20 protein-coding genes and 3 pseudogenes are annotated in these 22,795 nt (G+C 60.8%); 17 read left to right on the top strand and 6 right to left on the bottom strand.

All coding sequences use genetic code 11. The features are described from left to right. Positions 1-31: 31 nt before the first annotated feature. The gene (locus ONR75_RS23785) at positions 32-1,318 is read left to right on the top strand and encodes an ABC transporter substrate-binding protein (RefSeq protein ID WP_265079411.1); all 1,287 of its coding nucleotides are present in this window, start codon (positions 32-34) and stop codon (positions 1,316-1,318) included. 101 nt (positions 1,319-1,419) lie between these two features. Here the strand turns inward: ONR75_RS23785 and ONR75_RS23780 are convergent, their stop codons facing one another. Next, entirely contained in the window at positions 1,420-2,676 is a 1,257-nt protein-coding gene (locus tag ONR75_RS23780) for a CaiB/BaiF CoA transferase family protein (RefSeq protein ID WP_265079410.1), read from the bottom strand. 37 nt (positions 2,677-2,713) lie between these two features. Continuing rightward, positions 2,714-4,960 (bottom strand): acyl-CoA dehydrogenase, encoded by a 2,247-nt coding sequence (locus ONR75_RS23775; protein WP_265079409.1) that lies wholly within the window; start codon positions 4,958-4,960, stop codon positions 2,714-2,716. A gap of 114 nt (positions 4,961-5,074) precedes the next feature. Here ONR75_RS23775 and ONR75_RS23770 point away from each other — a divergent pair. From ONR75_RS23770 to ONR75_RS23720, 10 genes and pseudogenes are all read left to right on the top strand, one after another. Then, a pseudogene (locus ONR75_RS23770) lies at positions 5,075-5,341 on the top strand (FadR/GntR family transcriptional regulator); the annotation flags it as partial. 190 nt (positions 5,342-5,531) lie between these two features. Next, on the top strand, positions 5,532-5,966 hold the full coding sequence (locus ONR75_RS23765; protein ID WP_265079408.1) for a FadR/GntR family transcriptional regulator: 435 nt from the start codon (positions 5,532-5,534) through the stop codon (positions 5,964-5,966). A gap of 182 nt (positions 5,967-6,148) precedes the next feature. Beyond that, positions 6,149-6,946, top strand: a complete 798-nt coding sequence (locus ONR75_RS23760; protein WP_265079407.1) for a CoA-transferase subunit beta — start codon at positions 6,149-6,151, stop codon at positions 6,944-6,946. A gap of 57 nt (positions 6,947-7,003) precedes the next feature. After that, positions 7,004-7,891: a CoA transferase subunit A gene (locus tag ONR75_RS23755; RefSeq protein WP_265079406.1), complete on the top strand. Its 888-nt coding sequence runs from the start codon at positions 7,004-7,006 to the stop codon at positions 7,889-7,891. Between the two features lie 12 nt (positions 7,892-7,903). Next, a pseudogene (locus ONR75_RS23750) lies at positions 7,904-9,120 on the top strand (CaiB/BaiF CoA transferase family protein). Positions 9,121-9,180: 60 nt separating this feature from the next. Continuing rightward, the gene (locus ONR75_RS23740) at positions 9,181-10,452 is read left to right on the top strand and encodes a cytochrome P450 (RefSeq protein ID WP_265079403.1); all 1,272 of its coding nucleotides are present in this window, start codon (positions 9,181-9,183) and stop codon (positions 10,450-10,452) included. Positions 10,453-10,712: 260 nt separating this feature from the next. Further along, positions 10,713-11,204 carry an alcohol dehydrogenase catalytic domain-containing protein gene (locus ONR75_RS23735; RefSeq protein WP_265079402.1) on the top strand — a complete coding sequence of 164 codons (492 nt, stop codon included), beginning with the start codon at positions 10,713-10,715 and terminating at the stop codon, positions 11,202-11,204. Next, complete coding sequence (locus ONR75_RS23730) at positions 11,198-11,641, top strand: zinc-binding dehydrogenase (RefSeq protein WP_265079401.1); 444 nt, start codon at positions 11,198-11,200, stop codon at positions 11,639-11,641. Before ONR75_RS23735 ends, ONR75_RS23730 begins: the two co-directional genes overlap by 7 nt. 32 nt (positions 11,642-11,673) lie before the next feature. Beyond that, positions 11,674-11,847, top strand: a complete 174-nt coding sequence (locus tag ONR75_RS23725) for a hypothetical protein (RefSeq protein ID WP_265079400.1) — start codon at positions 11,674-11,676, stop codon at positions 11,845-11,847. 300 nt (positions 11,848-12,147) lie between these two features. Next, the gene (locus tag ONR75_RS23720) at positions 12,148-13,128 is read left to right on the top strand and encodes a cytochrome P450 (RefSeq protein WP_265079399.1); all 981 of its coding nucleotides are present in this window, start codon (positions 12,148-12,150) and stop codon (positions 13,126-13,128) included. A 212-nt stretch (positions 13,129-13,340) separates the two neighbouring features. Here the strand turns inward: ONR75_RS23720 and ONR75_RS23715 are convergent, their stop codons facing one another. From ONR75_RS23715 to ONR75_RS23705, 3 genes are all read right to left on the bottom strand, one after another. Further along, positions 13,341-14,324: an NAD(P)H-dependent flavin oxidoreductase gene (locus ONR75_RS23715; RefSeq protein ID WP_265079398.1), complete on the bottom strand. Its 984-nt coding sequence runs from the start codon at positions 14,322-14,324 to the stop codon at positions 13,341-13,343. Between the two features lie 63 nt (positions 14,325-14,387). Further along, positions 14,388-14,780, bottom strand: a complete 393-nt coding sequence (locus ONR75_RS23710; protein ID WP_265083777.1) for a Zn-ribbon domain-containing OB-fold protein — start codon at positions 14,778-14,780, stop codon at positions 14,388-14,390. Positions 14,781-14,792: 12 nt separating this feature from the next. Continuing rightward, complete coding sequence (locus ONR75_RS23705; protein WP_265079397.1) at positions 14,793-15,959, bottom strand: thiolase domain-containing protein; 1,167 nt, start codon at positions 15,957-15,959, stop codon at positions 14,793-14,795. Positions 15,960-16,120: 161 nt separating this feature from the next. On the opposite strand from ONR75_RS23705, the gene ONR75_RS23700 reads away from it, so the two are divergent. Both ONR75_RS23700 and ONR75_RS23695 read left to right on the top strand, forming a co-directional pair. Next, positions 16,121-16,984 (top strand): MaoC/PaaZ C-terminal domain-containing protein, encoded by an 864-nt coding sequence (locus ONR75_RS23700; RefSeq protein ID WP_265079396.1) that lies wholly within the window; start codon positions 16,121-16,123, stop codon positions 16,982-16,984. Positions 16,985-17,130: 146 nt separating this feature from the next. Continuing rightward, positions 17,131-17,871 (top strand): SDR family NAD(P)-dependent oxidoreductase, encoded by a 741-nt coding sequence (locus tag ONR75_RS23695; protein ID WP_265079395.1) that lies wholly within the window; start codon positions 17,131-17,133, stop codon positions 17,869-17,871. 84 nt (positions 17,872-17,955) lie between these two features. On the opposite strand, the gene ONR75_RS23690 is transcribed toward ONR75_RS23695, so the two are convergent. Next, positions 17,956-19,110, bottom strand: a complete 1,155-nt coding sequence (locus ONR75_RS23690; protein WP_265079394.1) for an acyl-CoA dehydrogenase family protein — start codon at positions 19,108-19,110, stop codon at positions 17,956-17,958. Positions 19,111-19,514: 404 nt separating this feature from the next. Between ONR75_RS23690 and ONR75_RS23685 the strand changes: the two genes are divergently transcribed. The 4 genes and pseudogenes from ONR75_RS23685 (at position 19,515) to ONR75_RS23670 (ending at position 22,763) form a co-directional block, all read left to right on the top strand. After that, a complete protein-coding gene (locus tag ONR75_RS23685; protein WP_265079393.1) occupies positions 19,515-20,390 on the top strand; it encodes a branched-chain amino acid ABC transporter permease in 876 nt (291 codons plus the stop codon). Continuing rightward, complete coding sequence (locus ONR75_RS23680; protein WP_265079392.1) at positions 20,387-21,337, top strand: branched-chain amino acid ABC transporter permease; 951 nt, start codon at positions 20,387-20,389, stop codon at positions 21,335-21,337. The genes ONR75_RS23685 and ONR75_RS23680 overlap by 4 nt, the downstream gene beginning before the upstream one ends. After that, positions 21,334-22,066 (top strand): annotated as a pseudogene (locus tag ONR75_RS23675) (ABC transporter ATP-binding protein). Before ONR75_RS23680 ends, ONR75_RS23675 begins: the two are co-directional and overlap by 4 nt. Beyond that, the gene (locus ONR75_RS23670; RefSeq protein ID WP_265079391.1) at positions 22,053-22,763 is read left to right on the top strand and encodes an ABC transporter ATP-binding protein; all 711 of its coding nucleotides are present in this window, start codon (positions 22,053-22,055) and stop codon (positions 22,761-22,763) included. Before ONR75_RS23675 ends, ONR75_RS23670 begins: the two are co-directional and overlap by 14 nt. Positions 22,764-22,795 lie beyond the last annotated feature (32 nt).

The raw sequence follows: 22,795 nt of genomic DNA, 5'->3' as shown, positions 1-22,795 counted from the left end.
GAGAGCGCCGGCGTATGCGGAGAAAGTGACTATGGTTGAAGCGCACATGGTCTTCCGTCATTTTGCCAATTCGCGGATCCGCAGGCGAAATATCGCCAGGCCTGTCATCGTTGCGATCGGTCTGACGTTTCTCGCTTCCTCTGCTGCCATTGCCGACAAGAAATATGATTCGGGCGCTTCGGACGCTGAAATCAAGATTGGCCAGACCATGGCCTACAGCGGCCCTGCTTCAGCTTTTGCGCTGGTGGGACGGATAATGGTCGCCTACTTTAAGATGCTTAACCACGAGCACGGGGGCATCAACGGACGGAAGATCAATCTCATCTCGCTGGACGACGGCTACAGCCCGCCCAAGACGGTTGAGCAGACCCGCAGGCTAGTGGAGTCCGACGAGGTCCTGGCCATCACCTCGTCGATGGGCTCGCCCACGAATATCGCAGTTGCCAAGTATCTCAACGCCAAGAAGATCCCTCAGATCCTCGCACTGGCAGGAAATCCGAAGCTTGACGATCCCGTCGCGCTTCCGTGGACGACGACGTTTTACGCATCGGCTTACGTCGAGACGCAGATATATGCCCAATATATCTTGAAGAACAAGCCCGACGGCAGGATCGCAATCCTCTACCAGAACGACGATTTTGGTCGCAACTATCTGGTTGGCCTGAAGGCGGCACTTGGCAGCAGGGCATCGATGATTGTGAAGGAAATGAGTTACGATCTGACTGATCCGACAGCGGATTCGCAGATTTTGACACTGAAGTCGTCGGGAGCCGACATTTTCTTCATCGCTGCCACTCCGAAATTTTCGGCGCAGGCGATCCGTAAGACCTACGAGCTGGACTGGAAGGCCACGCGTATCGTCGTGACTGCGGGAAGCCAGATTCAGACAGTGCTGAAAGCTGCGGGTCTGGAGGCATCGAAAGATCTCCTGAGCTCGCAGTGGATCATGGCCGGCGGCGATCCCGCTTGGGAGAACGTGGCGGCCATGAAGGAGTTCGACGCCTTCATGGCGAAGTGGGTGCCAGATGCGCGCCCGGAGGATGCCAGCGCAACATACGCCTATTCAGGCGCACAACTACTCGCAGAAGTGCTCCGACGCTGCGGGGACGAATTGACACGAGAAAACCTGATCAGGCAAGCGACGACCATCAAGGACTATCAGCTGCCGTTGTTCATTCCTGGAGTCATGATCAATGTATCCCAAACAAGCCGGATAGGCTGGCGCCAGGGGCAGATGGAGCGATTCGATGGAAGGAATTGGGTGTTCTTTGGTGACATTATAACCGTGCCGGAAAGCGCTACAAAGATCGCGAACTGATGCACTTCGGCGGCGGTCGGACTTCGGCAAACGGGGGCTTTCCCCGTGATATGTGAAGGCAGGGATGCACGATTGGTGTGCGTCACGCGTCCGGGAAGGCCTTATACCTCGCCGAAGGCACCACGTGCGGTGAGTTCCTCGATTTTGGATGAGGAATATCCGAGCATCTGTGTCAGCACCTCGTGGGTGTGCTGTCCAAGGGTGGGGGCTGCGACGGGGTCAGCGAGCGGCGTGTCCTTGAACTTCATGGGGGAGCCGATGTTCGGGATCTGTCCGGCCGTGGGATGCGGGATCGATGTCGCTAACGCACGTTCCGCCATATCGGATGATTGAAAAGCCCCCGCAACGGTGCGAACGGGCCCGGCGGGAACGCCTGCTCGCTGCATCTTGTCGGCCCAATACTCGCAGGAGTTTCCGGCGAGAATTCCCTCGATGACCTCCGTCAACTCTCCCCTGTTTGCGACACGTTCGGCATTTGTCGCAAATTGACTGTGCTCGACGAGATCCCGTCGCTCCAACACGTCCGTGACGAGGCGTCGATAGGTTCGATCGTTTGCGCAGGCGATGTATAGCGGCCCGTCCGCGGCATTAAAGACGCCAGTCGGGGCGCTATCCATGCTGCGATTGCCGAAACGCGTTGGATTCTGGCCAGTCGCAAGGTAGTTCATCGCGTGAAAGCCGAGCATGAGTGTCGCAGTATCGTGCAGCGACACTTCGACTTGCTGGCCGCGGCCGGTTCGCTCACGCGCAGCGATACCGCCCAGCACGGCGATCGCCGCAATCATGCCGGTCGATATGTCCATCACGGCCGGCCCGGTCCGGACCCCCGGCTGATCGGGATATCCGTTCAGGGACATGAAGCCGGTCTCTGCCTGAATCACCGGGTCGAAGCCCAGGCGATCGGCCAGGGCACCGTCGCGACCGTAGGCAGATACACTGCAATAGATCAGGCGCGGGTTGATTTCCTTGACCTGATCGAAGCCCAAACCAAAACGGTCCATGACTCCCTTGGAGAAGTTCTCGACCAGGACGTCGGCGCTGGCGATCAGATCTTTCGCGACGTCGCGCGCAGCATCCGTCGCCAAATCGAGTGCGATGCCTGACTTGTTTCTGTTAACCCAGAGGAATGGTACCGACTCGCCGCCGAGATAGGGCTGAAAGCGTCGAAAGTCGTCGCCCTTTGCTGCATTTTCGATCTTGATCACTTCCGCGCCCATGTCGCCGAGAAACAGGGTGCACATCGGTCCGGCAATAAAGTGCGAAAAATCGACCACGCGGAGGCCTTCGAGAGGCGTCGGCGCGCCGGCCACTCGGAGAAGCGGGGCCGGGAGATCCGGTCGTTCGTTCGCTGTTGCCATTATGGCATCCTTGCTAAGAGAATAGGACTGGAACGGATCAGCGCGGTAGGCCCAATCCGCGCTGCGCAATGATGCTGCGTTGAATTTCGTTGGTGCCGATACTGATGACCCACATGAGTGAATGGCGAAGGTTTTGCTCGATACGACCGCGCAAGATCGCGCCGGGGCTGCCTTCGGTCAGAGTTGCTTCGAGGCCCAGGATGTCGAGCGCAACTTCGCCGAAGCGTTCCATCAGTTCGCCCGAGTAGACCTTGCTTGCTGCGGCGTCGTGTGGCGGTGTCTCGCCGCTGTCGACTTGCTTGGCGCAATAAAGCATCATCTGCCGACCCGATTCGATCCGCGCCGCTAGATCCCCGATCTTTTGACGGACAATCGGGTCAAGCCGCATTGGCTTCCCGTCTGTCTCGACACCGCGCAGATAGGTGCACAACAGCTCAAACGCGTGCGCGACTTTGAGCACAATGCCGCCACCGATGAATCCGCGCTCCGTGGCCAGCGCTCCGGTCAGCACCTTCCAGCCGTTGCCCTCGTCGCCAACCATGTTCGCGGCTGGCACCTTTACGTTGTCGTAGAACACGTTGGCGAACGTGCCGCCATACATGGTCGTCGACGTCTGGATGGTGATGCCGGGGGTGTCCATCGGCACGATGAACATGCTGATGCCGGCATGAGCCGGTTTGGAGTCGGGATTTGTCCGCGCTGCGAGCAGCATATATTCGCCCCAATACGTCGTGGTCCAGATTTTCTGGCCATTGATGACGTAGTGGTCGCCGTCGCGGACCGCGCGGGTCCGCAGCGAGGCAAGATCGGAGCCGGAGTCGGGCTCGCTGTAGCCCATGCCGTAGATTGCTTTTCCGTTGAGGATCTCCGGCAAATATTTCCGCCGCTGCTCGGGGGTCCCATAGACTTGAAGCATTGCTGCCTGAACCGGGGCACCGGCACGCGGAGCTTCGGCCCGCTCCATCTCCTCCATAAGCGCCAGTTGCTCGAAAGCGCTGCGTTCTTGCCCGCCGAAATGCTTCCGCCATGCCAGGCCGATCCAGCCGGTTCGCCCCAGGTCGAGGGCAAAAGCGCGATCATATTCGCGTTCGGCGAATGGCAGCTGTTGATGTGCGGCGCGACGTTCGCCGCTCCAATGCTCCAGCAGCCACGCTCTAACCTCACCGCGGAACTCGTTAGCGGCGGGGCCGAGATCGTATTCAGGAAGGCGATCCGGGGTACCGCCGAGAAAGCGATCTGCCAGTTCGTCGCGGGCTGGACGCGCGCCGCCGTGACGCAGCACGTCGAGGTGTATCCGCTTGAAGTGTCGCGGCGCTTCGTGCTCCTCGCTGTAGCCGATCGCACCGAACGTGTGGTGGGTTTCCAACGAAACCTGGCGCAAAGCATCGCCGGCCAGTACGCATGCTGCTGCCGCGAACCAATGCCAGTCGCGCGCACCGGCGTCGTATTGCTTCGCCGCACTGCCGATTGTCAGCTCCACGCCCTGAAGGTCTATGTGGCAGTTCGCCAGTTTATGCTGGATCGCCTGAAAGCGGCCGATCGCCTGGCCAAATTGCTTGCGTTCCTTCGCATAAGCTACGGCGAGTTCGAATGCCCGTCTGGCCGCGCCATAGGCGCGCGCGGCATATCCCAATCGCGCGATAGCCACGAGATTGTCGACGCCGTCTTTGTTCAGCGGCACCCGCACAGTCGGTGCATCGGCGAACCGGACGCGCGACTGTCCGCCTAGGTGCATTGCTGTAGCCGCCTCGATCATGACGCCAGGTGCGTCGGCGTCGACGATGGTGAGGACCGGCCCCGCTGTGAAGACTGCGAAGTGGGTGGCGCCCTCCGCTCCTTCGACGAACGCGATATCGCCGGTCAGTCGGTCCGATCGCAGCGCCGGCCGGCCGGCGGAGCGGTCGCCGTCGAACTCGCCGAATGCCAGCGGGATGCAGTGGTCGCCGGTATGCATGCCGGCCAACACCGCCGCAACCCGCTCATCATTCGCTTGTTCCACGACACCAGAAAGGTTGAGGAGGGCGGCGGACAGCAGCGGTGATCCGCATCCCGCACGCCCCAGCTCCTCCTGTACGATCACGACTTCGCGTAAGCCGCCTTGGCCCGGATCGGTACCCAGGGCCGTCAACCCCAGGTTTGCCAACTGCTTCCAGAGCTGTCGTTCGGTCTGCCGGCCGGCGTCAACGGTTCGGGCGCCGGCGATGTGCTGACCGAGAAATCCGCGCACGGAACCACGCAGCATGTCGCGTTCCTCGTCGGTCGGTAGTTGGTCGTGGTTGGGCATGCTCGGATCCGGGGAAGTCACCTGTAAAAGGTTGAACCATTGTAATAGGTGACTCTCTGACGCGTCAACCGACCGGTTCTTACGTGCTGCGCATCGGAACAATGCCTCTGTTTGATGGAACGATTAAGGTTGATCTGCTATGTTGGACAAAAGGTCCGATCATTGTTACCCCGAGGTGCCATGACCATCGCTCGCCCGTCCGCAGGCCCCAAACCGGCTCAAGCTCCGTCCGCCACATTCCGGCGCATCCGCTCGGCCCGCGCTTTCGACGAAATCGCTGCCCAGATTCGCACCGAATTGGCTGAGGGGCGTCTCGCCGTCGGCACCCGATTGCCGTCCGAACGTGCTCTGTCCGAGCAGTTCGGTGTCTCGCGCAATACCCTGCGAGAGGCGCTACGTTCGTTGGAGCATGCGGGGCTGATCCGGTTGCAAAAGGGGGCGAGTGGCGGTGCGTTCATCAGCCAGCACAGCGACGAGGCCATCTCCACCGGGCTGATGGATATGTACCATGTCGGCTCGATCCAGCCTGCGCAGCTGACAGAAGCGCAGAATCTGGCTCGAATCGGTTGTCGTGCGGGAAGCGTGCCGGCGGGCAACGCCAGCGGACATCGATCTGCTCAACCGGACCATCGACGAAGCACAGGACGCGAAGGAGCGCGGAGACTTCGACGCGCGTGCAGAACGGCACATCGAGTTCCACCGCATCCTGGCGCGGATGACCAATAATCCGGTGATGGTCATCGTGATGAATGGCGTGCTGGACGTCTTAAGCCACTTCGTCCAGCGCATCGGTGAATACGACAACAATTTTGTTTTGCCGTCGCGCCGCCGCTTCATGAAACTCTTTTCCGAAGGCAATGCCGATGCAGCGGCTGCGGAGATGGAGACCTGCCTGAAGCGCTTGCAGCGCAGCTATTTGTCCCGAATTGAAGCCGACCGCGGTGAGGACACGGACGAGCCGATTTCGGCACCGAAACGCCGCGCCGTGGCCAAGACTCCACGCTAAGCCGTCTTCGCCCCTCACTATTTCCTCGAAACCGTCCGCCGTGCCCCTTTCAGCAGGGGGCGCGGCTTGCGCGCGTCCATTCGATTGGGGACGGCGGCTCTACGCCCGCACCGTCCTCGACCGCAGGGTTTGACAGTCCGGACCATCGCGGTTAGGTTTTCCAATGGTTGAACCAAAAACGGATGGATGAGATGGACGCGGCGCCTTCCTTGGGTGAAAAACTGGCGGTGTTGTTGGCGCGGGACATGACTGACGGCGAAAAGGCCATCATCGGCACCAATTCCGATATCCAACTCGCGGCCTGCAATCTCGCGCGGAACATGCAGGCGCCACGGTTGTGGTGGATCTCCGGCCCCGGCGGAATGGTGAACCCGACCCGGGATCACCTTCTGTCCACGGCGGACTACGAGAACCTCGAGTCGGCAGAGGCGTGGATGGATCTGCCGAACATGATTGATTTAATTGACTGGCAGATCCACTTCTTCGATTTCGCCATCTTGTCGGCGTTGCAGGTCGATCGGTTCGGCAACATCAACACCGTGGTGGTGGGCGACCAACACAAGCCGCGTGTACGCGGTCCGGGTACTGTCGGTATCAGTGCCCTTTGTGGCCTCGCCAAGCGCTTTTATGTGTTTGTGACTCGCCATGACCGCAGTGCTTTCGTTCCTCGCGTCGACTTTCTGTGCGGCGCGGGGCACATGGAAGGCGGCAATTCCCGAGAACAGATGGGCCTGCCTCCAGGCGGTCCGAAGCTGGTACTGTCGCCGCTGGGCGTGTTCGATTTCGAGCCGCGCAGCAAGGCCATGCGTGTCCGGTCAGTCCATCCGGGGGTCACCCTGGAGCAGATCCACGAAGCAACCGCGTTTGATCTCATCGTCGATGGTACGCCTCCCGTTACGGACATGCCGACCGTCGAGGAATTACGCATTCTTCGGCAGGTCGTTGACCGCCGTGGCGATCTCCTCCGCAAGTTTCAATGATCGCTTCCTTCGTTGCCTTTGCAAGTTCCCGTTCAAAATAACCCGGTCAAAGCAAATATGAGCAAGAGCAAGATTATTTCCATCGACGAGGCGGTCGCCGATATTTCCGACGGCTCGAAAGTGGCTCTCGGTGGGTGGATATTCAACGCGCAGCCGATGGCACTGGTTCGCGCCCTGATACGCAAGGGCGCGCGGAATCTGGATTTGATCCCCGCACCCGGCTCGATCGCGCCGGATATGTTGATCGGCGCCGGTTGCGTACGCTCCACGGCTTGCGTTTTTATCAGTTTCGAGCACTTCGGTTTAGCGCCCCACTTCCGACGCCGGGCCGAGAGCGGTACGCTCAAAGTCTACGATCTCGACGGGCCTGCTATAGCCGGAGGATTGCGCGCCGGAATATGCGATCTTCCCTACATGCCGATTCCGGACCTCGGCACGGATTTACCGAAGCACGCGCCGGAACACTACTGGCCTTTGCCAACGGAGCCCGGGCAGCGGAAGTTACTGGCTGTCGCCGCGATCAAACCGGATGTATGCCTGATTCACGCGCAGCAGGCCGATGAGCACGGTAACGTGCAGCACCTTGGTCCGCCGTTCTTTGACGCCATGCTCGCTCAGGCATCGCGGCGGGTGATCGTCTCGGTGGACCGGATCGTCTCGACCGATACGATCCGGCGTGCCAATCATTTGACCAAGCTTCCAAGTGCAATGGTCGACGCGGTGGTCGAAGCGCCGTTCGGCGCTCATCCGACGGCTTCACCGTCGATCTATCGTTCCGATCAGGGACACCTCAAGGAATACGTCAAGAAAAGCGCGAACGACGATCTTTTCGCCGAATACCTGCGGCGCTATGTCCGCGATACACCGCGACATACGGACTATCTCGATGCCATCGGTGGCAGCCGCCTGGCTTCGCTCGCCGTGTCGGAAACCAATCTCGTTTGAAGCAGGTCCCTGATGAACATGTCCGCGCGTCCCGGAATTCTCGATGGTATTCGGGTTCTTGACTTTACCGCGGTAATGTCAGGACCTTACTGCACTCGGCTGCTGGCCGATCTTGGCGCGGAAGTGATCAAGGTGGAGCCTCCGGAAGGTGACCACATTCGCCTCCGGCCGCCGTTGCGCGACGGGCGTAGCGCTTATTTCGCGCAATTGAATGCCGGCAAGAACAGCATGGCGCTCAATCTCAAGAAGCCCGAGGCGCGCGCGTTGATTTGCGACCTGGTGCCGCAATGCGACGTCGTGGTTGAGAACTATCGGCCGGGGGTCATGAAGCGGCTCGGCCTCGACTACGAGGCGCTATCGAAGCTGAACCCGAAACTCGTGTATTGCTCGATCTCTGGATTTGGCCAGCAGGGCACGTGGTCCGGTCGGAGCGCCTACGCGCCGGTGCTGCATGCGACCAGCGGCTACGACATGGCCAATCTCGACTATCAGGAAGGCGACGTGGAGCGGCCATTGAAGAACGGGATCTTCGTGGCGGACGTCCTCGGCGGCTCGATGGCCTTCGGCGCTATCCAGGCCGCAATGTATCATGCGCTCAAGACCGGACAGGGAGAGCATATCGACGTGTCGCTGCTCGACGCGATGGTGGGACTGCTGGTCTATGAATGCCAGGAAGCCCAGTTTCCAGCGGAGCGACGCCGTCCGCTTTACCAGCCGACGCAAGCGAGGGACGGCTTCCTGCTGATCGCGCCGGTCAGCCAGAACAACTTCGAAGCGCTCGCGCAGGCCACCAACCATGCGGAATGGATTGTCGACGATCGCTTCGCGACTACCAGCAAGCGCGAACACAACTGGGGGAGCTGATGCAACTGCTCGACCAGTGGGCGGGCTCGCGCACCGCGGCAGAGTGCGAGGCCATCCTGACAAAGGCCGGGGTGCCTTGTTCACAATATCTGGCGATTCGGGACACCATGAAGTTGCCACCAATCGTCGAACGCGGCGTGTTCGAGCCGATCGACGACGGTGCCGGTCCAATGCGGGTCCCGAATCCCGCTTTCAGGTTCGCGCGCAATGCCGCGCACGCCCGTAACAAGGTGCCGGCCCTGGGCGAGGACGGTGCGAGGCTGCTGCGGGATCTGCTGGGGCTCAGCGAGGCGCGGATTGCCGAGCTTGGCCGATGCGGAGCGCTCTGCCACACGCAGGAGTCGGCCGTCGCTGTCGCGACTTGATGCGGGCTGAATAGCCCGTGATCGGCTGCGGTTGCAGAAGTGCATATGGAGACCGGCTAAATGGCATCTGTCGACTTTCGAATTCCGCAAGAAATAGCTGCAAATCTCGTCGATCCCTCGGTCTACGGCGATCACCGACTTCATGAAACCTATCGCTGGTTACGTGCCAACCAGCCGTTAGGGGTTGCCGATGTCGACGGGTTTGCGCCGTTCTGGGTCGTGACCCGGCATGCCGATATTCAGTCCATCAGCCGTCAGAGTGAGCTGTTTCGCAGCAGCGACCGTCCGGTTGCGCTGTTGGGCGCGCGCGCCGAAGTCAAGCTGCGCGCGATGTCCGGTGGCCAGCCTGGTTTGCTGCGTGCGCTGGTGCAGATGGATGCTCCCGATCATCCGAAATACCGGGCGCTGAGCCAGAAGTGGTTTCTGCCGGGCAACCTCCGGCTGATTGAAGGGCGCATTCGGGCGACCGCACAGGAGTACGCGGAGCGTCTCGTCGCGCTTGGAGGTCGTTGCGATTTCGTCTCCGATGTTGCGCTCAGCTATCCCCTGCGCGTGGTGATGGGAATTCTCGGGGTTCCTCAAGAGGAGGAGCCGCGTATGCTGAGGCTGACGCAGGAATTCTTCGGGACAAAAGATCCTGACACTATCCGTGAGAAGGGGCGGGCGGACGTCGGCGCGCTGGCCGATGTGATCGACGAGTTCGGCAGATTCTTCGCGAAGATTGCACAGGACCGGCGAACGCATCCGCAGGACGATCTTGCCAGCGTTATCGCCAACGCGAGCGTGGACGGGGCACCAATTTCCGATCTCGATGTGCTTAGCTACTACGTCACGATTGCTACCGCCGGCCATGATACGACGTCGTCGTCGACGGCGGGGGGCATGTGGGCGCTGTGCGAAAATCAGGACCAGTTCCGGAGGCTGCAGCAGGATCCATCCCTGCTTGCCGGTTTCATTGACGAGGCGATCCGCTGGACGACGCCGGTCAAGCATTTCATGCGGAGTGCGGCCGCGGATACCGAGATCGACGGTCGCCCGATTCGTAAGGGCGACTGGTTGATGCTCTGCTATGCCTCCGGTAATCGCGACGAAGCAGTTTTTGACGATCCAGACACTTTCCGTATCGACCGTTCTCCGAACCGGCATCTCGCGTTTGGATACGGCGCACATCTGTGCCTCGGACAATACTTCGCAAAAATGGAAATGCGGATCTTGTTCGAGGAATTGATGCTGCGCCTGAAGTCGGTCGCGCTGGATGGTGAGCCGGCGATGTCCGTGTCTTGGTTCGTCAATGGCCCGAAGCGACTGCCTATCCGTTACGAATTGAATTGATCGCCGCAAACGCGACGTAAGAAAATTTCTAAGAAGCGGCGAGCAACGCCGACGTTGGTGTTTTGAATTGGGAGGACGAGCTTGACGCCGTCAATTTCGGAAACGCGCTGGATCCCGCAAGATCCGAGCGGGGTTCCGGCTCTCCTGGAGCCGGTCGAACCGCTTCCAATGCCGGCGGTGCTGGGCCGGGTCCCTGCGGATTCGGTGGTCTTCTGGCGTTGTCCTGCGGTGAACACTGCTGGAGCTACGCGGAGATGCGGATGCATGTCAGTCGCGCAGCGAGCAGGGGTGAGAGACAGATGAAAATCAAAGCCGCCGTTGCACGGGCTCCGGATCAACCGTTCGAGATCATCACGTGCGAGATCGGGGAACCGGGACCCGGGGAGGTGCTGGTGCGGGTCAAGGCCTGCGGCATCTGCCACACCGATCTCGCAGTCAAGCACCAGCATATTCCAGTGCCGTTGCCGAAGGTGCTCGGTCACGAAGGGGCCGGCATCATCGAGCGCGTCGGGATCGGCGTGGTCGAGCTTGCCGAGGGCGACGCCGTGCTGATGAGCTTCGGATCGTGCGGCGGGTGCCTGAATTGCCAGCAGGGAGCTCCGTTCTATTGCGACGATTTCGGTACTATCAACATGTTCGGTCAGCGCAAAGGTGGATCGGCGCTTCGATACCGGGGGCCGAGCTCAGCGGGCACTTTTTCGCGCAGTCGGCGTTCGCGACGCATGTCATCGCGACGACCCGCAATGTGGTGAAGATCGCTGCCGATCTGCCAATTGAGGTACTGGCCCCGCTCGGTTGCGGTATCCAGACCGGAGCTGGAGCGGTGTTGAATACACTCGCGCCGCGCGCCGGAACGTCGATTGCGGTGTTCGGTACGGGCGCGGTGGGCCTGGCTGCAATCATGGCTGCGAAGATCGTTGGCTGCACCACGATCATCGCAGTAGATATCAGGTCGGAACGCCTTGCGGCGGCGCGCGATGTGGGGGCGACCCACACCATCGACGGGCAATCTGGCGATGTCGCCAATCAGATCGTCAAGATCACTGGTCGCGGCACGCACTTTTCGCTGGATACCACGGGGCATCCTGCGGCGGTCGAGGCGTCGGTGAGTTGCCTGCGGCAGCGTGGATGCGCTGTGCAGGTTGCTGCACCCCGCGGGGCACGCGCTATCCGGTCGAAGCGAGCGTAATCGTTGGCCGCGGCCTCACCATTCGCGGTGTCGTGGAAGGCGATGCGGTCCCGAATGTATTCATCCCGCAGCTGATCGACCTGTTCAGGAGCGGGCTTCTGCCGATCGATAGGCTCACGACGTTCTTTCCATTTGATGAGATCAATCGCGCAATTGACGAGATGGAAACCGGCGCTGTGATCAAGCCGGTCCTGGTGATGGAATAGGCGACAACAAGAAAGTTCGAGGGGAAACATCATGCGGGAATCAAACGTTGACGAAGCCATCGCCAATCACAAGACCTACGGCAGCCTGGAGCAACACCACGCGTTGTTTTCGATGCTGCGCAGCGAAGATCCTGTGCACTGGACCGAGCCAAATGGCTATCGTCCGTTCTGGACCATCTCGAAACATAAGGATGTGATCGAAGTCGAGCGGCAGAACGACAAGTTCATCAATGCGCCGCGGACCAAGCTGCTCTCGATCGAATTCGAATCGAAGGTCAGGGAGGCCATGGGGGGCGGCCGATGCTCGTCCGCGCCATTAACCAGATGGATAATCCCGACCACGCCAAGTACAAGAAGCTCACCCATGCCTGGTTCCAGCCTCGGCAGGTTCGCCTGCTCGAAGAGCATATCAATCGGCTTGCGCGCGAAAGTGTCGATCGCATGCTCGCGCATGGCGGATCGTGCGACTTCTACAATGACGTCGTTGTTTGGTACCCGTTGAAGGTGATCATGCTGATCCTCGGCATCCCGGATAAGCATGGTCAGCATCTGCTCGACATTACACGGGCCTATTTCGGTGGCGGCGATCCTGAAATGCAGCGCGGCAGTGATTTGATCGATGCGACGCTCGCCTACATGGATTTCTTTCGCGGCGTCGCGCGGGAACGGCGCAACAATCCGACGGATGACGTTGCCACTCTGATTGCCACTGCCGAGGTCGATGGCACAGTTGTCGGCGAATTCGAGGCGTCGTCGTACTTCGTCGCTCTCGCCAGCGCCGGTCACGACACCACGAGTGCCACGCTTGCGGGTGGCCTGCTCGCGCTGATCCAGAACCCGCAGGAGATGCAGAAATTGAGGGCGAACCGGGCGCTAATTCCGGAGGCGGTCGACGAAATGGTGCGGTGGGTTTCACCGGTCAAACATTTCTTCCGCACGGCGACCGAGGAATACACATTGCGCGGCAAGACGATCAAGCCGGGCGATCACCTGATGATGGCCTATCCTTCGGCAAACCGGGATGAGGAGGCATTCGAACAGCCTTTCTCGTTCATCGCCGATCGCAGTCCAAATCGTCATGTCGGCTTCGGTTTTGGTATCCATGCCTGCATTGGCATGTACCTGGCGAAGATTGAGATGGTCGCGTTCTTCCGCGAGCTGCTGGCGCGGGTCGACACGATCGAGCTTGCCGGAGACCCGGCCTGGACTGAAACCTCATTTCTGGGCGGGCTGAAGCGGTTGCCCATCAGCTTCAAGATCTCTGAAACGGCGGCGGCATGACTGCTCGGCGAACCGTGACGGGGCGGGGTGCGTCCGACAGCATTTGCCGCGATTTAAATATCGCACGAGGCAATGTGACCCATGGACATCGTGGCGAAACTGGTACTGGGTCTCTGATGCGGCGCCGGTGCCTGAGGCGCACCGGAGCTTCCCACGATGATGTTGGTCGCCGCCGAGATCAGGGATGCGTGTCCTGATGCAGATCAGGGATGCTAGTCCTGAGGCAGGCGGGCAACCGCAGCCATATCGGGTGTTCCGCACGCAGCGACATATTCCGTGCGGAGGCGCCGGACAAGCGATTCGACGCTGGGCACATCGTTGATCAGGTCGATGCCCTGGCCCGCGCTCCAGATCGTTTTCCAGGGTTGCGCCGAACTCGGGAGGTGATCGTGCCGCATCCCCTTGCCGAGTGGCTCCGGCAGATTGTCCGGGTCAAGTCCGGCATTGCGAAGCGAGGGCGCGAGCCAGTTCGCGGGGACGCCCGCCACCTTGCCGGTGTAGATGAGATTCGATGACGTCTGCGATATGAGCATCCGCTTGTATTCGTCCGGAGCCATGGATTCGGCGGTAGCAATGAAACGTGTTCCGAGATAGGCGAGGTCGGCCCCTAGCACTTCGGCCGCCCGGATGGCAGCGCCATCCGAGATCGCGCCGGCCATGACGATCGTGCCGTCGAAGATCGATCGTACCTTGCGGATCAGGGCGAAATGGCTTGTCGTCCCCGAATGCCCGCCGCCGCCGGCACCGATGCAGATCAATCCGTCGACTCCGGCTGCTATGGCCTTCTCGGCGAAGCGGATGTCGGTGACGTCGTGGAAAAGTCTGACGCCTGCGTCGTGCGCATGACGGACCATGGTTGTAGGATCGCCACCGACGCTGATGATGATCTCGACCCCGTAACGGACGCAGAGCTCGAAATGTGCTCTCGCGTCCGCTTCGGCCATCCTGACGGCAAGATTGACTGCGACCGGCCCGGATCGCCTCCCGGTCTCCGCGGTATGCCGGTCCAGCGTTGTCTGAATTCGGTTAAGCCAGGCCTCGAATTCCGCGAACGTCCGCGCGTTTTGACGCGGCAGCGCCCCGATCAGCCCAGCCTTGCAGGCTTCCTCGACCAGTTCAGGGCCGCTGACGAGGAACATCGGGGCACAGATTGCCGGCAACACGAGTGAGTTCTTGATCCGTGCGTCCAGTGCCATCGTGGTACTTATCCTTAGGTTTGGGGCGCGGGCGCAGCGACAGCGTCCGCAGATAGATAGCGACTAATCGTTCGGCGTGAACATCGGTATCATCGCGCCGCCCTCTGCTGGCTTGAAGACGGCCTTGACCCGCTGTCCGATACGAAGGCTGTCCAAGTCGCAATCGACGATGTTGGTCAGCATCGTCACGCCTTCGTCGAGCCTGACATAGGCGATGGCGTAAGGAATTGGTCCGGCGCGCCGGGTCACGCTGACGCTGTAGATCGTGCCCTTGCCGGAGGCCTCGCGCCATTCGGTCTCGCCCAGGCAATAGGGACAAAGCAGGCGCGGATACCAATGCATCTTGTCGCAGCTGGTGCACCGCTTGAGGCGGAGCGACTGCTGCTGCGTCGCTTGCCAGAACGCAGAGGTCGCGGGATCGGACTCAGGCGCGGACAACGGCCGGTCTTGGGACATCGTGGTCATGATTTATGCTCGCTCCATGATCAAGGTCGCACTGCCGTGCCGGGAACCGAGCAGGCCGCCGGTGCCTTGGGCAAGCGCCAGCCTGCAATCGGGCACCTGGACCTTCGGATGGGCTTCGCCGCGCAACTGGCGCACGGCCTCGATCACCTTTGTGATGCCGCCGCGGTTCGCTGGATGATTGTTGCAGAGACCGCCGCCATCGGTATTGAAGGGCAGCTTGCCGATGCCGGAAATGAGATTGCCGTCGGCGACGAACCTGCCGCCCTGGCCTTTTGCGCAGAACCCCAGATCCTCGAGCTGCATCAGCACGGTAATGGTGAAGCTGTCGTAGATCGAGGCATACTGAATGTCCGCCGGCTTGACCGCGGCTTCCTCGAATGCGCGTGGTCCCGACAATGCGGCGCCGGACCAGGTGAGGTCGACCTGGCCGTTCTGCTGCCCCTTGATGGCCTCTCCGGTACCGAGCACGTTCACCACTGGCCGCTTCAGCGACCGCGCGATCTCGGGGCGCACCACTATCAGCGCGCCACCGCCGTCGCTGACGACACAGCAGTCGAGTCGGCGCAGTGGATCGGAGATCATCGGCGATTCGAGCACCTGCTCGACCGACACCGCTTCGCGCAGCATCGCGTTTGGATTGTGTTGTGCGTGGGCGGCGGCCGCGACCTTGATCCAGGCGAGTTGCTCGCTCGTTGTGCCATACTCGTACATGTGCCGGGCCGCCACCAGCGCATACATGTTCACGGTCAGCGGGCCGTAAGGCATTTCCCATGGGACATCGGGTGTGGCGGCCGTGACATTGCGCGGCACGACGCCGCTGGAGCCGTCGCTGCGTGGGCGCCCGGCGAGGGTAATCAGGGCGACGTCACATTTGCCCAGCGTGATCGCCTGCGCGGCGTGGGCGACATGGATCAGGTAGGACGAGCCGCCCGTGTCGGTCGTGTCGATATGACGCGGCATCAGCCCGAGGTAGTCAGCCATGCTGTTGGCCCCGAGCCCGGGCGCGTCACCGGCGCAGAAGTAGCCGTCGACGTCGCGCAGCTCCAGGCCCGCATCTGCGAGCGCGCCCTTGGCGCATTCCGCGTGCAACTCGGCCACAGTCTTGTCCGGAGCCTTGCGGGTCGGATGTTCGAAAGCGCCTGCAATACAGGCCTTGCGTCGGATGCTCATCGGACAACTCCCCAATCGAATTCATAAAGCAGCTGGATCCATCCGTGACCCATCGGCCAGGAATCGTAGCGGCGCGTCCAGGTTGACCGGACCGTTTCAGGCTGTATATCATTGGTTCAACCAAAGACAACAGGCCCGCCGGCCCCCGGGGTGGTTTTTCCATGGTCGACTATCAGAAGACGCGGGCGTGGCGCTCGCCTGACGTGCCGCATCGTTACACGGCCAACGACACCATTCTTTATGCGCTCGGTGTGGGTGCGGGGGCCGATCCTTTGAGTGAAGACGTGCTCCGCCTGGTGTATGAGAGGAATCTCCTCGCGCTGCCCACCATGGCGTCGGTGCTGGCGTCGCCGGGGTTCTGGATGCGCGACAACAAGGAACTGGGGATCGACGCCCTCAAGCTCGTCCACGGCGAACAGTCGGTCCAGCTGCACGAGCCGTTGCCGGTGGCCACGACACTGATCGGCCAAAGTCGCGTCGTCCGCCTTGTCGACAAAGGGGAGGGCAAAGGCGCGATCATGCATGTTGAAAAGGTGCTACTCGACGAGACCGGCAAGCGAAAGATCGCGACCTGCGAACAAGTCCTCTTTTTGCGCGGCGACGGAGGTTTCTCCAGGCGGGGTGGTGGCGACGAGGCCGCTCCAGCCCCGCCAAATACGCCAGAGACCGCGCCCGAACGGGTCATCAGCTTGCCGACCCGAGCCGAGCAGGCTGTCCTCTATCGGCTGTCCGGAGATCTAAATCCACTCCACATCGATCCCTCGGTCGCGGCGAAGGCGGGCTTTCCGCGTCCGATACTGCATGGCCTTGCCACTTACGGCATCGCATGTCGCGGACTGGTAGAGGCATTCTGCAGCGGTGATGCAAACCGACTGACAGGCATCCGTGCGCGGTTGTCCGCGCCGGTTTACCCAGGCGAAACGATCAGCCTCGAATGCTGGCAGGTCGATGGCAACATCGCATTCCGGGGCCGCATCGTCGAACGCGACGCTCTGGTCCTGACCAATGGCTGGGCGACGATATGATTCCAGAATAGAGAAACGCTTTTATCGCGGCTTCCCCAAGTCGGATTGATCGGAAGCAGCCCGGCCAGCGCCCTCTAGTGATACTCCGCAACACTTTGCAACAGGATGAATACATGAACGATATGGTTACACTCGAAGGACGCACAGTGGTCGTCACCGGCGCGGCGCAGGGAATCGGCAAGGCGACCTCGGAGCTCGTGGTGGCGCTGGGCGGAAATGTTGTCGCGCTCGATCTGAACGGTACAGCGCTACGAGAGGCGCTTGCGCCGTTGCCGAGCGATCGCGTGATGGCCGTGACGGGAAGCGTCGTGGATGCCGATCTGGCCACGCGCACCGTTTCGGACGCAGTCTCGCGGTTCGGCGCGGTCCACGGGCTTGTCAACAATGCTGGCATCACCCGCCCCGCCATGATCGAGAAAATGTCCGCAGCTCAATGGCAGGACGTGATCGACGTTCACCTGACCGGCGCGTTCTACTGGACCCAGGCGGTGGGGCGTCACATGGTGCAGCGCGTCAAGGCCGGCGACCCGAGCGGCGGCTCGATTGTCAACATTTCGTCCGACGCCGGGCGCAAGGGCTCGATCGGGCAGATCAACTACGCTGCGGCCAAGGCCGGCCTGCTGGCGATGTCCATGACGGCGGCGCGCGAATGGGGCAAACACAACATCCGCGCCAATTCGCTATGCTTTGGTGTGGTCGAAACCCCCATGACCGAAGTCGTACGTGGAGACAAGTTCCGCGACGGAATACTGGCGCAGATTCCGCTCGGGCGGTGGGCGAAGCCGGAAGAGGTGGTCCGGACGATATGCTTCCTGCTGTCCGATGCGGCATCCTACGTCACGGGCCAGCACCTCGGCGTCAACGGCGGATTCCATATCAGTCTTTGATCGAGCATCTCAGATCTGACCGCCGCAAAAAAATGCCGCGACGAGCGCCGCGGCAGTCTGGGAGAAAGAAGGCGCGCGGCGTGATCAGTAACCTGATCCGGCGCGCATCATTTCCCGCGCGATCACGATGCGCTGGATCTGATTGGTTCCCTCGAAGATCTGGTTGAGCTTGGCGTCGCGCATCATGCGCTCCACGGGATAATCCTTGACATAGCCGTAGCCGCCAAAGACCTGGACCGCGTCGGTGGTGACCTTCATCGCGACGTCGCTGGCGAAGCACTTGGCCATGCTGGCGTAGAGCGGGAGTCGATCGAAGTCGCCGGCATCGCCGATCCGCGCGCATTCGTAGACAAGCGCACGTGCAGCCTCGATCTGCATTTTCATATCAGCGAGCATGAACTGGATGCCCTGAAACTCAACGATCGGCCGCTTGAATTGGCGGCGCTGCTGGGCATAGGCAAAGGCTGCGTCGAGTGCGCCCTGGGCGAGGCCGACCGATGCAGCTGCGATCGCCGGTCGGTTAAGGTCGAGTGCTCGCATCGCTGAGCGAAATCCCTTGCCCTCCTGACCGAGCAGATTTTCGACGGGCACGCGAACGTTATCGAGATAGATCGGCACGTTGATCGTGCCTTTCATGCCCATCTTGCGCTCATTGCGGCCGAAGCTCAGGCCTGGGCTGTTCTTGACGTCGACGATGAAGGCGCTGATGTCGTTGGCGCCGCCGCCATCTCCGCTCTTGGCGAACATCATGATGTAGTCGGCGCGACTCCCGAAGGTACACCACTGTTTTTGTCCGTTGAGGACATAGCTGTCACCGTCGCGAACCGCACGCGTCCGCATGCCGCCGACATCCGAGCCACAATCGGGTTCGCTGATCGCGATCGCCGTCACGGTACGGCCCTTTGCCAGCAACGGCAGGAACCGGCGCTTCTGCTCATCGTTGCCGAAGTGCATCAGAGGAAGGGCGAACATGTTGTTCATACCTGCCATCAAGGCGCACGCTTCCGAAACCTTTGCGATTTCTTCGCGCGCCAGGCACACCATCGTAACGTTGCCGCCGGGACCGCCGTATTCCTCCGGTACCCACAACTGCAAAAGGCCCATGTCCCCGTAGATCGGGATCAGCTCCTCGGGAAACCGATCGGTTTCATCAATCTCGGCTGCGATCGGAACGACGTGCTGCTCGACCATGCGATGCACAGCGTCACGAAAGGCGTTCTGTTCTTCGGTGAGTTTCATTCGGGCGCTCCGTTGCCGAGTAAGACATCTGTCGCGCCGAGCATGAGGCGCAAGGGCGGAACCGCGAGGTACAAGGTTCGCCACTTGAGCCGGAAATTGACGGCGCGAAGCTTCACCTAATACAATGGTTGAACCAATGCAATAGTGAACGAGGCTGTGGAATTTGTATTGGGCCCCTCGTCGGAGCAAGACCCGTGACACCTTGCCGTGTTCCACGATGGGCGGGATTTCACGGAGAAAACTGTTGAATTCCAGCGAGTGTTAATGGTATGACCAATGCTGCGGCCACGGCCCTCAGCCTCTGGCTTGCTGGTCGGCGTAATTAAACAAAGAAACATTCAGCGGCGGGGAAAAGCTATCATGGGGGGCTGCTGGTTGATCTGGCTCGGCTGCGTGTCACGTTGATGGATATGCTTCCGCTATTGCCGCAGGCGGTGGCTGACGGGCTGTTAATGGGCTCTGTCTACGCGATTGTGTCAGTGGGTTTGACGCTCACATTTGGTGTGTTGCGGATCGTCAATTTCGCGCATGGCGACTTTCTGGCCATCGGATTGTATCTGACCTATCTCGGCGCAAAGCTTTTTGGGGTCGATCCGTATTGGTCGCTGGTGGCGGTCCTGCCGCTTGTCACGCTCGGAGCTGCGTTTACCTACAAAACGCTGATCGCCCCCGCCACGCATGCTCCGGAGCACAACCAGATTGTGGTTACGCTTGGCCTGTCGCTGATCCTGCAGAATGTGATGCTAGTGCTGTTTACCGCCGACGTTCATACGGTACCGTCGGTAATGTCGGCGCGGGTGGTGCAGGTCGGGGGTGTTTTCGTTCAAGTCGCCGCAATCCTTGCCAGCGTCGCCTCGGTGGTCGTTTGCCTTGCATTGTACTGGTTCCTGCATTCCACGGAAACTGGCCGGCGAATTCGCGCTGCGGCACAGGATCGCGATGCGGCGCTGATGTGCGGGGTCGATGTGGACCGCATGTATCTGCTGGCATTCTGTATCGGGATCGGATCTCTCGGCCTGGTCGCACCGCTGATCGCTCCGTTCAACTATGTCAGCCCCGGAGTGGGCTCGAGCTTCACTTTGACGGCCTTCATCGTCGTCGTGCTCGGAAGTATGGGAAACTTTATGGGTGCTCTGGCCGGGGGATTCATCATCGGCGTAGTCGAGGCGGTGGGAGGCCTACTGACCGGCGGATCCATCAATTTTGTCATCACTTACGCGATCTTTATCCTGTTTTTGTTGTTCAAGCCGGAAGGCATGTTTGCAGTGCGGCGACTATGAAACCGGCGCTCGGTCTGATCGTTGCGGTTGCTGCGTTGGCTGCGCTCGTCCCGCTGCTTCCGATTTATGCGCAACATATCTTCATTCTGGTCGCACTTTACGGATCGATCGCACTCGCCTGGAATATTCTTGGTGGAATGGCCGGTCAGATGTCGCTGGGGCACTCACTGTTTGTTGGGGCGGGCGCGTATGTTGCGACGGCGCTCTATCTCAACCTCGGTGTCAACCCCTGGATCGGCCTTGTCTGCGCGGTACTCGTGGGCGCGGCGCTTGGAGCAATGCTGGGATACGTGGTGTTTCGGCGCAGGCTGTCGGGGGTCTATTTCGCGTTAGTGACTCTCGCCGTTGCGGAGATGGCAATGCACATCGTGAGTAATATACCGGCGCTCGGCGGAGCAAATGGCCTTGCGATTCCCTCACGACCGGACTTTCTCAATTTTCAGTTCGGTTCAAAGACCGGGTTCTGTTACGCGGCCCTTGGGGTTCTGGCGATCGTTTGCGCTGCGATCATCGCAATTCACCGGTCGCGTCTCGGTTATGTGTTCCTGTCGATCCGTGAGAATGAGCGGGCTGCCGCTGCACTTGGAATAGATGTGGTGCGAGGCAAGATCATTGCGGCGGCCCTGAGCGGGGGCTTGGCTGCGATGACGGGGCCGATCTACGCCAACTACGTGCTGTTCATCGACCCGGAATCGGTGCTCGGCGTTCCGGTGTCTATCGATGCTATTCTGTTTGCTTTTGTCGGCGGCCTGGGCTCGTTGTTCGGACCGCTGCTCGGTGCAGCGGTATTGGTGCCGCTGACGGAAGGCCTGCGCAACCTTCTGGGAGGGCAACTTGCTGGCGTGCATCTCATTGCTTATGGCGTAATCCTTATCCTGGTGATGCGTTTGGCTCCGAGAGGGCTCTGGGGTCTGCTCAGCGACGCGGTAGCGAGGACAGGAAAATGAGCGCGCCGTTGCTTCAAGTTCGCGGGGTTTCGCGTCGGTTCGGAGGGTTGCGCGCGGTCGACGACGTATCGTTCGATCTTCACAGCCATGAAATCCTCGGATTGATCGGTCCGAACGGAGCCGGCAAGACCACTTTGTTCGAGACGATTTCGGGGTTTCTTCAGCCGAGTGCGGGAAGCGTCACCTTCCATGGAAAAGATATCACCGGCCAGCCGGCCTATCGTCTCGCAAGGCTAGGAATTGGCCGGACCTTCCAGATTGTGCAGCCATTTCGAGACGTTTCCGTCCTTGAGAACGTCATCGCCGGTGTTTTGGGGCCGAACCGGCCTGTCGCAGATGCCCGGGGCGAGGCGCTTGCGGTGCTGGAAAAGGTCAAGCTCGATCACCGGTCGTCTGTGCTGGCGCGGAACCTGCCGCTACCCGAAAAAACGGCTCGAGGTGGCGCGCGCACTCGCAACCAAGCCACGGATTCTGTTGCTGGATGAGGTGATGGCCGGTCTCACGCCTGCCGAGATCGATGAGATCATGTTGATCCTGCAGGGGCTTCGTCGGGATGGAATTGCGTTGTTGATCGTCGAGCACGTGATGCGCGCGATCATGTCGCTGTCGGACCGACTGGTGGTGATGGCCAGCGGCAGGAAGATCGCCGAGGGGCCGCCGTCAGTCGTCGCGAACAACCCGGCCGTGATCGAGGCCTACTTAGGCAGGGGGCGACATGCCGCTGCTTGAAGTGAAGGGGCTTTTTGCCGGCTACGGTGACGTTCCCGTGCTGCGGGACGTCGAATTCGCGGTCGCCAGCGGCACGATCACCGCGTTGATCGGTGCCAACGGTGCAGGTAAGACCACGTTACTGCGGGCCATTTCCGGGATCAATCGTGCCAGCAGCGGGCAAATCCTTTTCGACGGTCGGGACATCGCGAGAATGCCGCCGCAGGATATTGTGGCGGCTGGCCTCGTCCAGGTGCCCGAAGGGCGGCGGCTGTTTCCCACGATGACGGTCCATGAGAACCTCTTGGTCGGATCCTCGTCTCCGACCGCTCACAGCAAGCGTGACCGAAGCCTGGCGCTCGTGCTGGAGCTGTTCCCTAAGCTTCAGGAGCGGCGTTCCCAACTGGCCGGGACGCTCTCCGGCGGTGAACAGCAGATGGTTGCGATCGCACGTGCGCTGATGGCGTCGCCGCGCCTGCTATTGCTCGACGAGACCAGCCTCGGGCTCGCTCCGCGCGTTGTCGATGAAATTTTCGATGCGGTTCGCCTGCTTGCCGCGCAGGGGATGACCATCATGGTGGTCGAACAGAACACGGCGCTTGCGCTCGAAGTCGCGGACCGCGGTTACGTGCTGGAGCACGGGCATGTTGCGATCGACGGGCCGGCATCGGAATTGATGCGCGACCCCCGCGTTAAGCAGGCCTATCTCGGAATCTAGACAATGATCCAAAGGAGTAGAGCAATGGGACG

It is taken from the genome of Rhodopseudomonas sp. P2A-2r (assembly GCF_026015985.1).
Taxonomy (GTDB): domain Bacteria; phylum Pseudomonadota; class Alphaproteobacteria; order Rhizobiales; family Xanthobacteraceae; genus Tardiphaga.
This window is presented reverse-complemented; position numbering and strand designations above follow the sequence as displayed.

Bases quoted from the DNA above. Each gene is read 5' to 3' on its own strand.
- ONR75_RS23785 (WP_265079411.1), top strand. From the start codon at position 32: ATGGTTGAAGCGCACATGGTCTTCCGTCATTTTGCCAATTCGCGGATC.
- ONR75_RS23780 (WP_265079410.1), bottom strand. From the start codon at position 2,676: ATGGCAACAGCGAACGAACGACCGGATCTCCCGGCCCCGCTTCTCCGA.
- ONR75_RS23775 (WP_265079409.1), bottom strand. From the start codon at position 4,960: ATGCCCAACCACGACCAACTACCGACCGACGAGGAACGCGACATGCTG.
- ONR75_RS23760 (WP_265079407.1), top strand. From the start codon at position 6,149: ATGGATGAGATGGACGCGGCGCCTTCCTTGGGTGAAAAACTGGCGGTG.
- ONR75_RS23755 (WP_265079406.1), top strand. From the start codon at position 7,004: ATGAGCAAGAGCAAGATTATTTCCATCGACGAGGCGGTCGCCGATATT.
- ONR75_RS23740 (WP_265079403.1), top strand. From the start codon at position 9,181: ATGGCATCTGTCGACTTTCGAATTCCGCAAGAAATAGCTGCAAATCTC.
- ONR75_RS23735 (WP_265079402.1), top strand. From the start codon at position 10,713: ATGCATGTCAGTCGCGCAGCGAGCAGGGGTGAGAGACAGATGAAAATC.
- ONR75_RS23720 (WP_265079399.1), top strand. From the start codon at position 12,148: ATGCTCGTCCGCGCCATTAACCAGATGGATAATCCCGACCACGCCAAG.
- ONR75_RS23715 (WP_265079398.1), bottom strand. From the start codon at position 14,324: ATGGCACTGGACGCACGGATCAAGAACTCACTCGTGTTGCCGGCAATC.
- ONR75_RS23710 (WP_265083777.1), bottom strand. From the start codon at position 14,780: ATGTCCCAAGACCGGCCGTTGTCCGCGCCTGAGTCCGATCCCGCGACC.
- ONR75_RS23705 (WP_265079397.1), bottom strand. From the start codon at position 15,959: ATGAGCATCCGACGCAAGGCCTGTATTGCAGGCGCTTTCGAACATCCG.
- ONR75_RS23700 (WP_265079396.1), top strand. From the start codon at position 16,121: ATGGTCGACTATCAGAAGACGCGGGCGTGGCGCTCGCCTGACGTGCCG.
- ONR75_RS23690 (WP_265079394.1), bottom strand. From the start codon at position 19,110: ATGAAACTCACCGAAGAACAGAACGCCTTTCGTGACGCTGTGCATCGC.
- ONR75_RS23685 (WP_265079393.1), top strand. From the start codon at position 19,515: ATGGATATGCTTCCGCTATTGCCGCAGGCGGTGGCTGACGGGCTGTTA.
- ONR75_RS23680 (WP_265079392.1), top strand. From the start codon at position 20,387: ATGAAACCGGCGCTCGGTCTGATCGTTGCGGTTGCTGCGTTGGCTGCG.
- ONR75_RS23670 (WP_265079391.1), top strand. From the start codon at position 22,053: ATGCCGCTGCTTGAAGTGAAGGGGCTTTTTGCCGGCTACGGTGACGTT.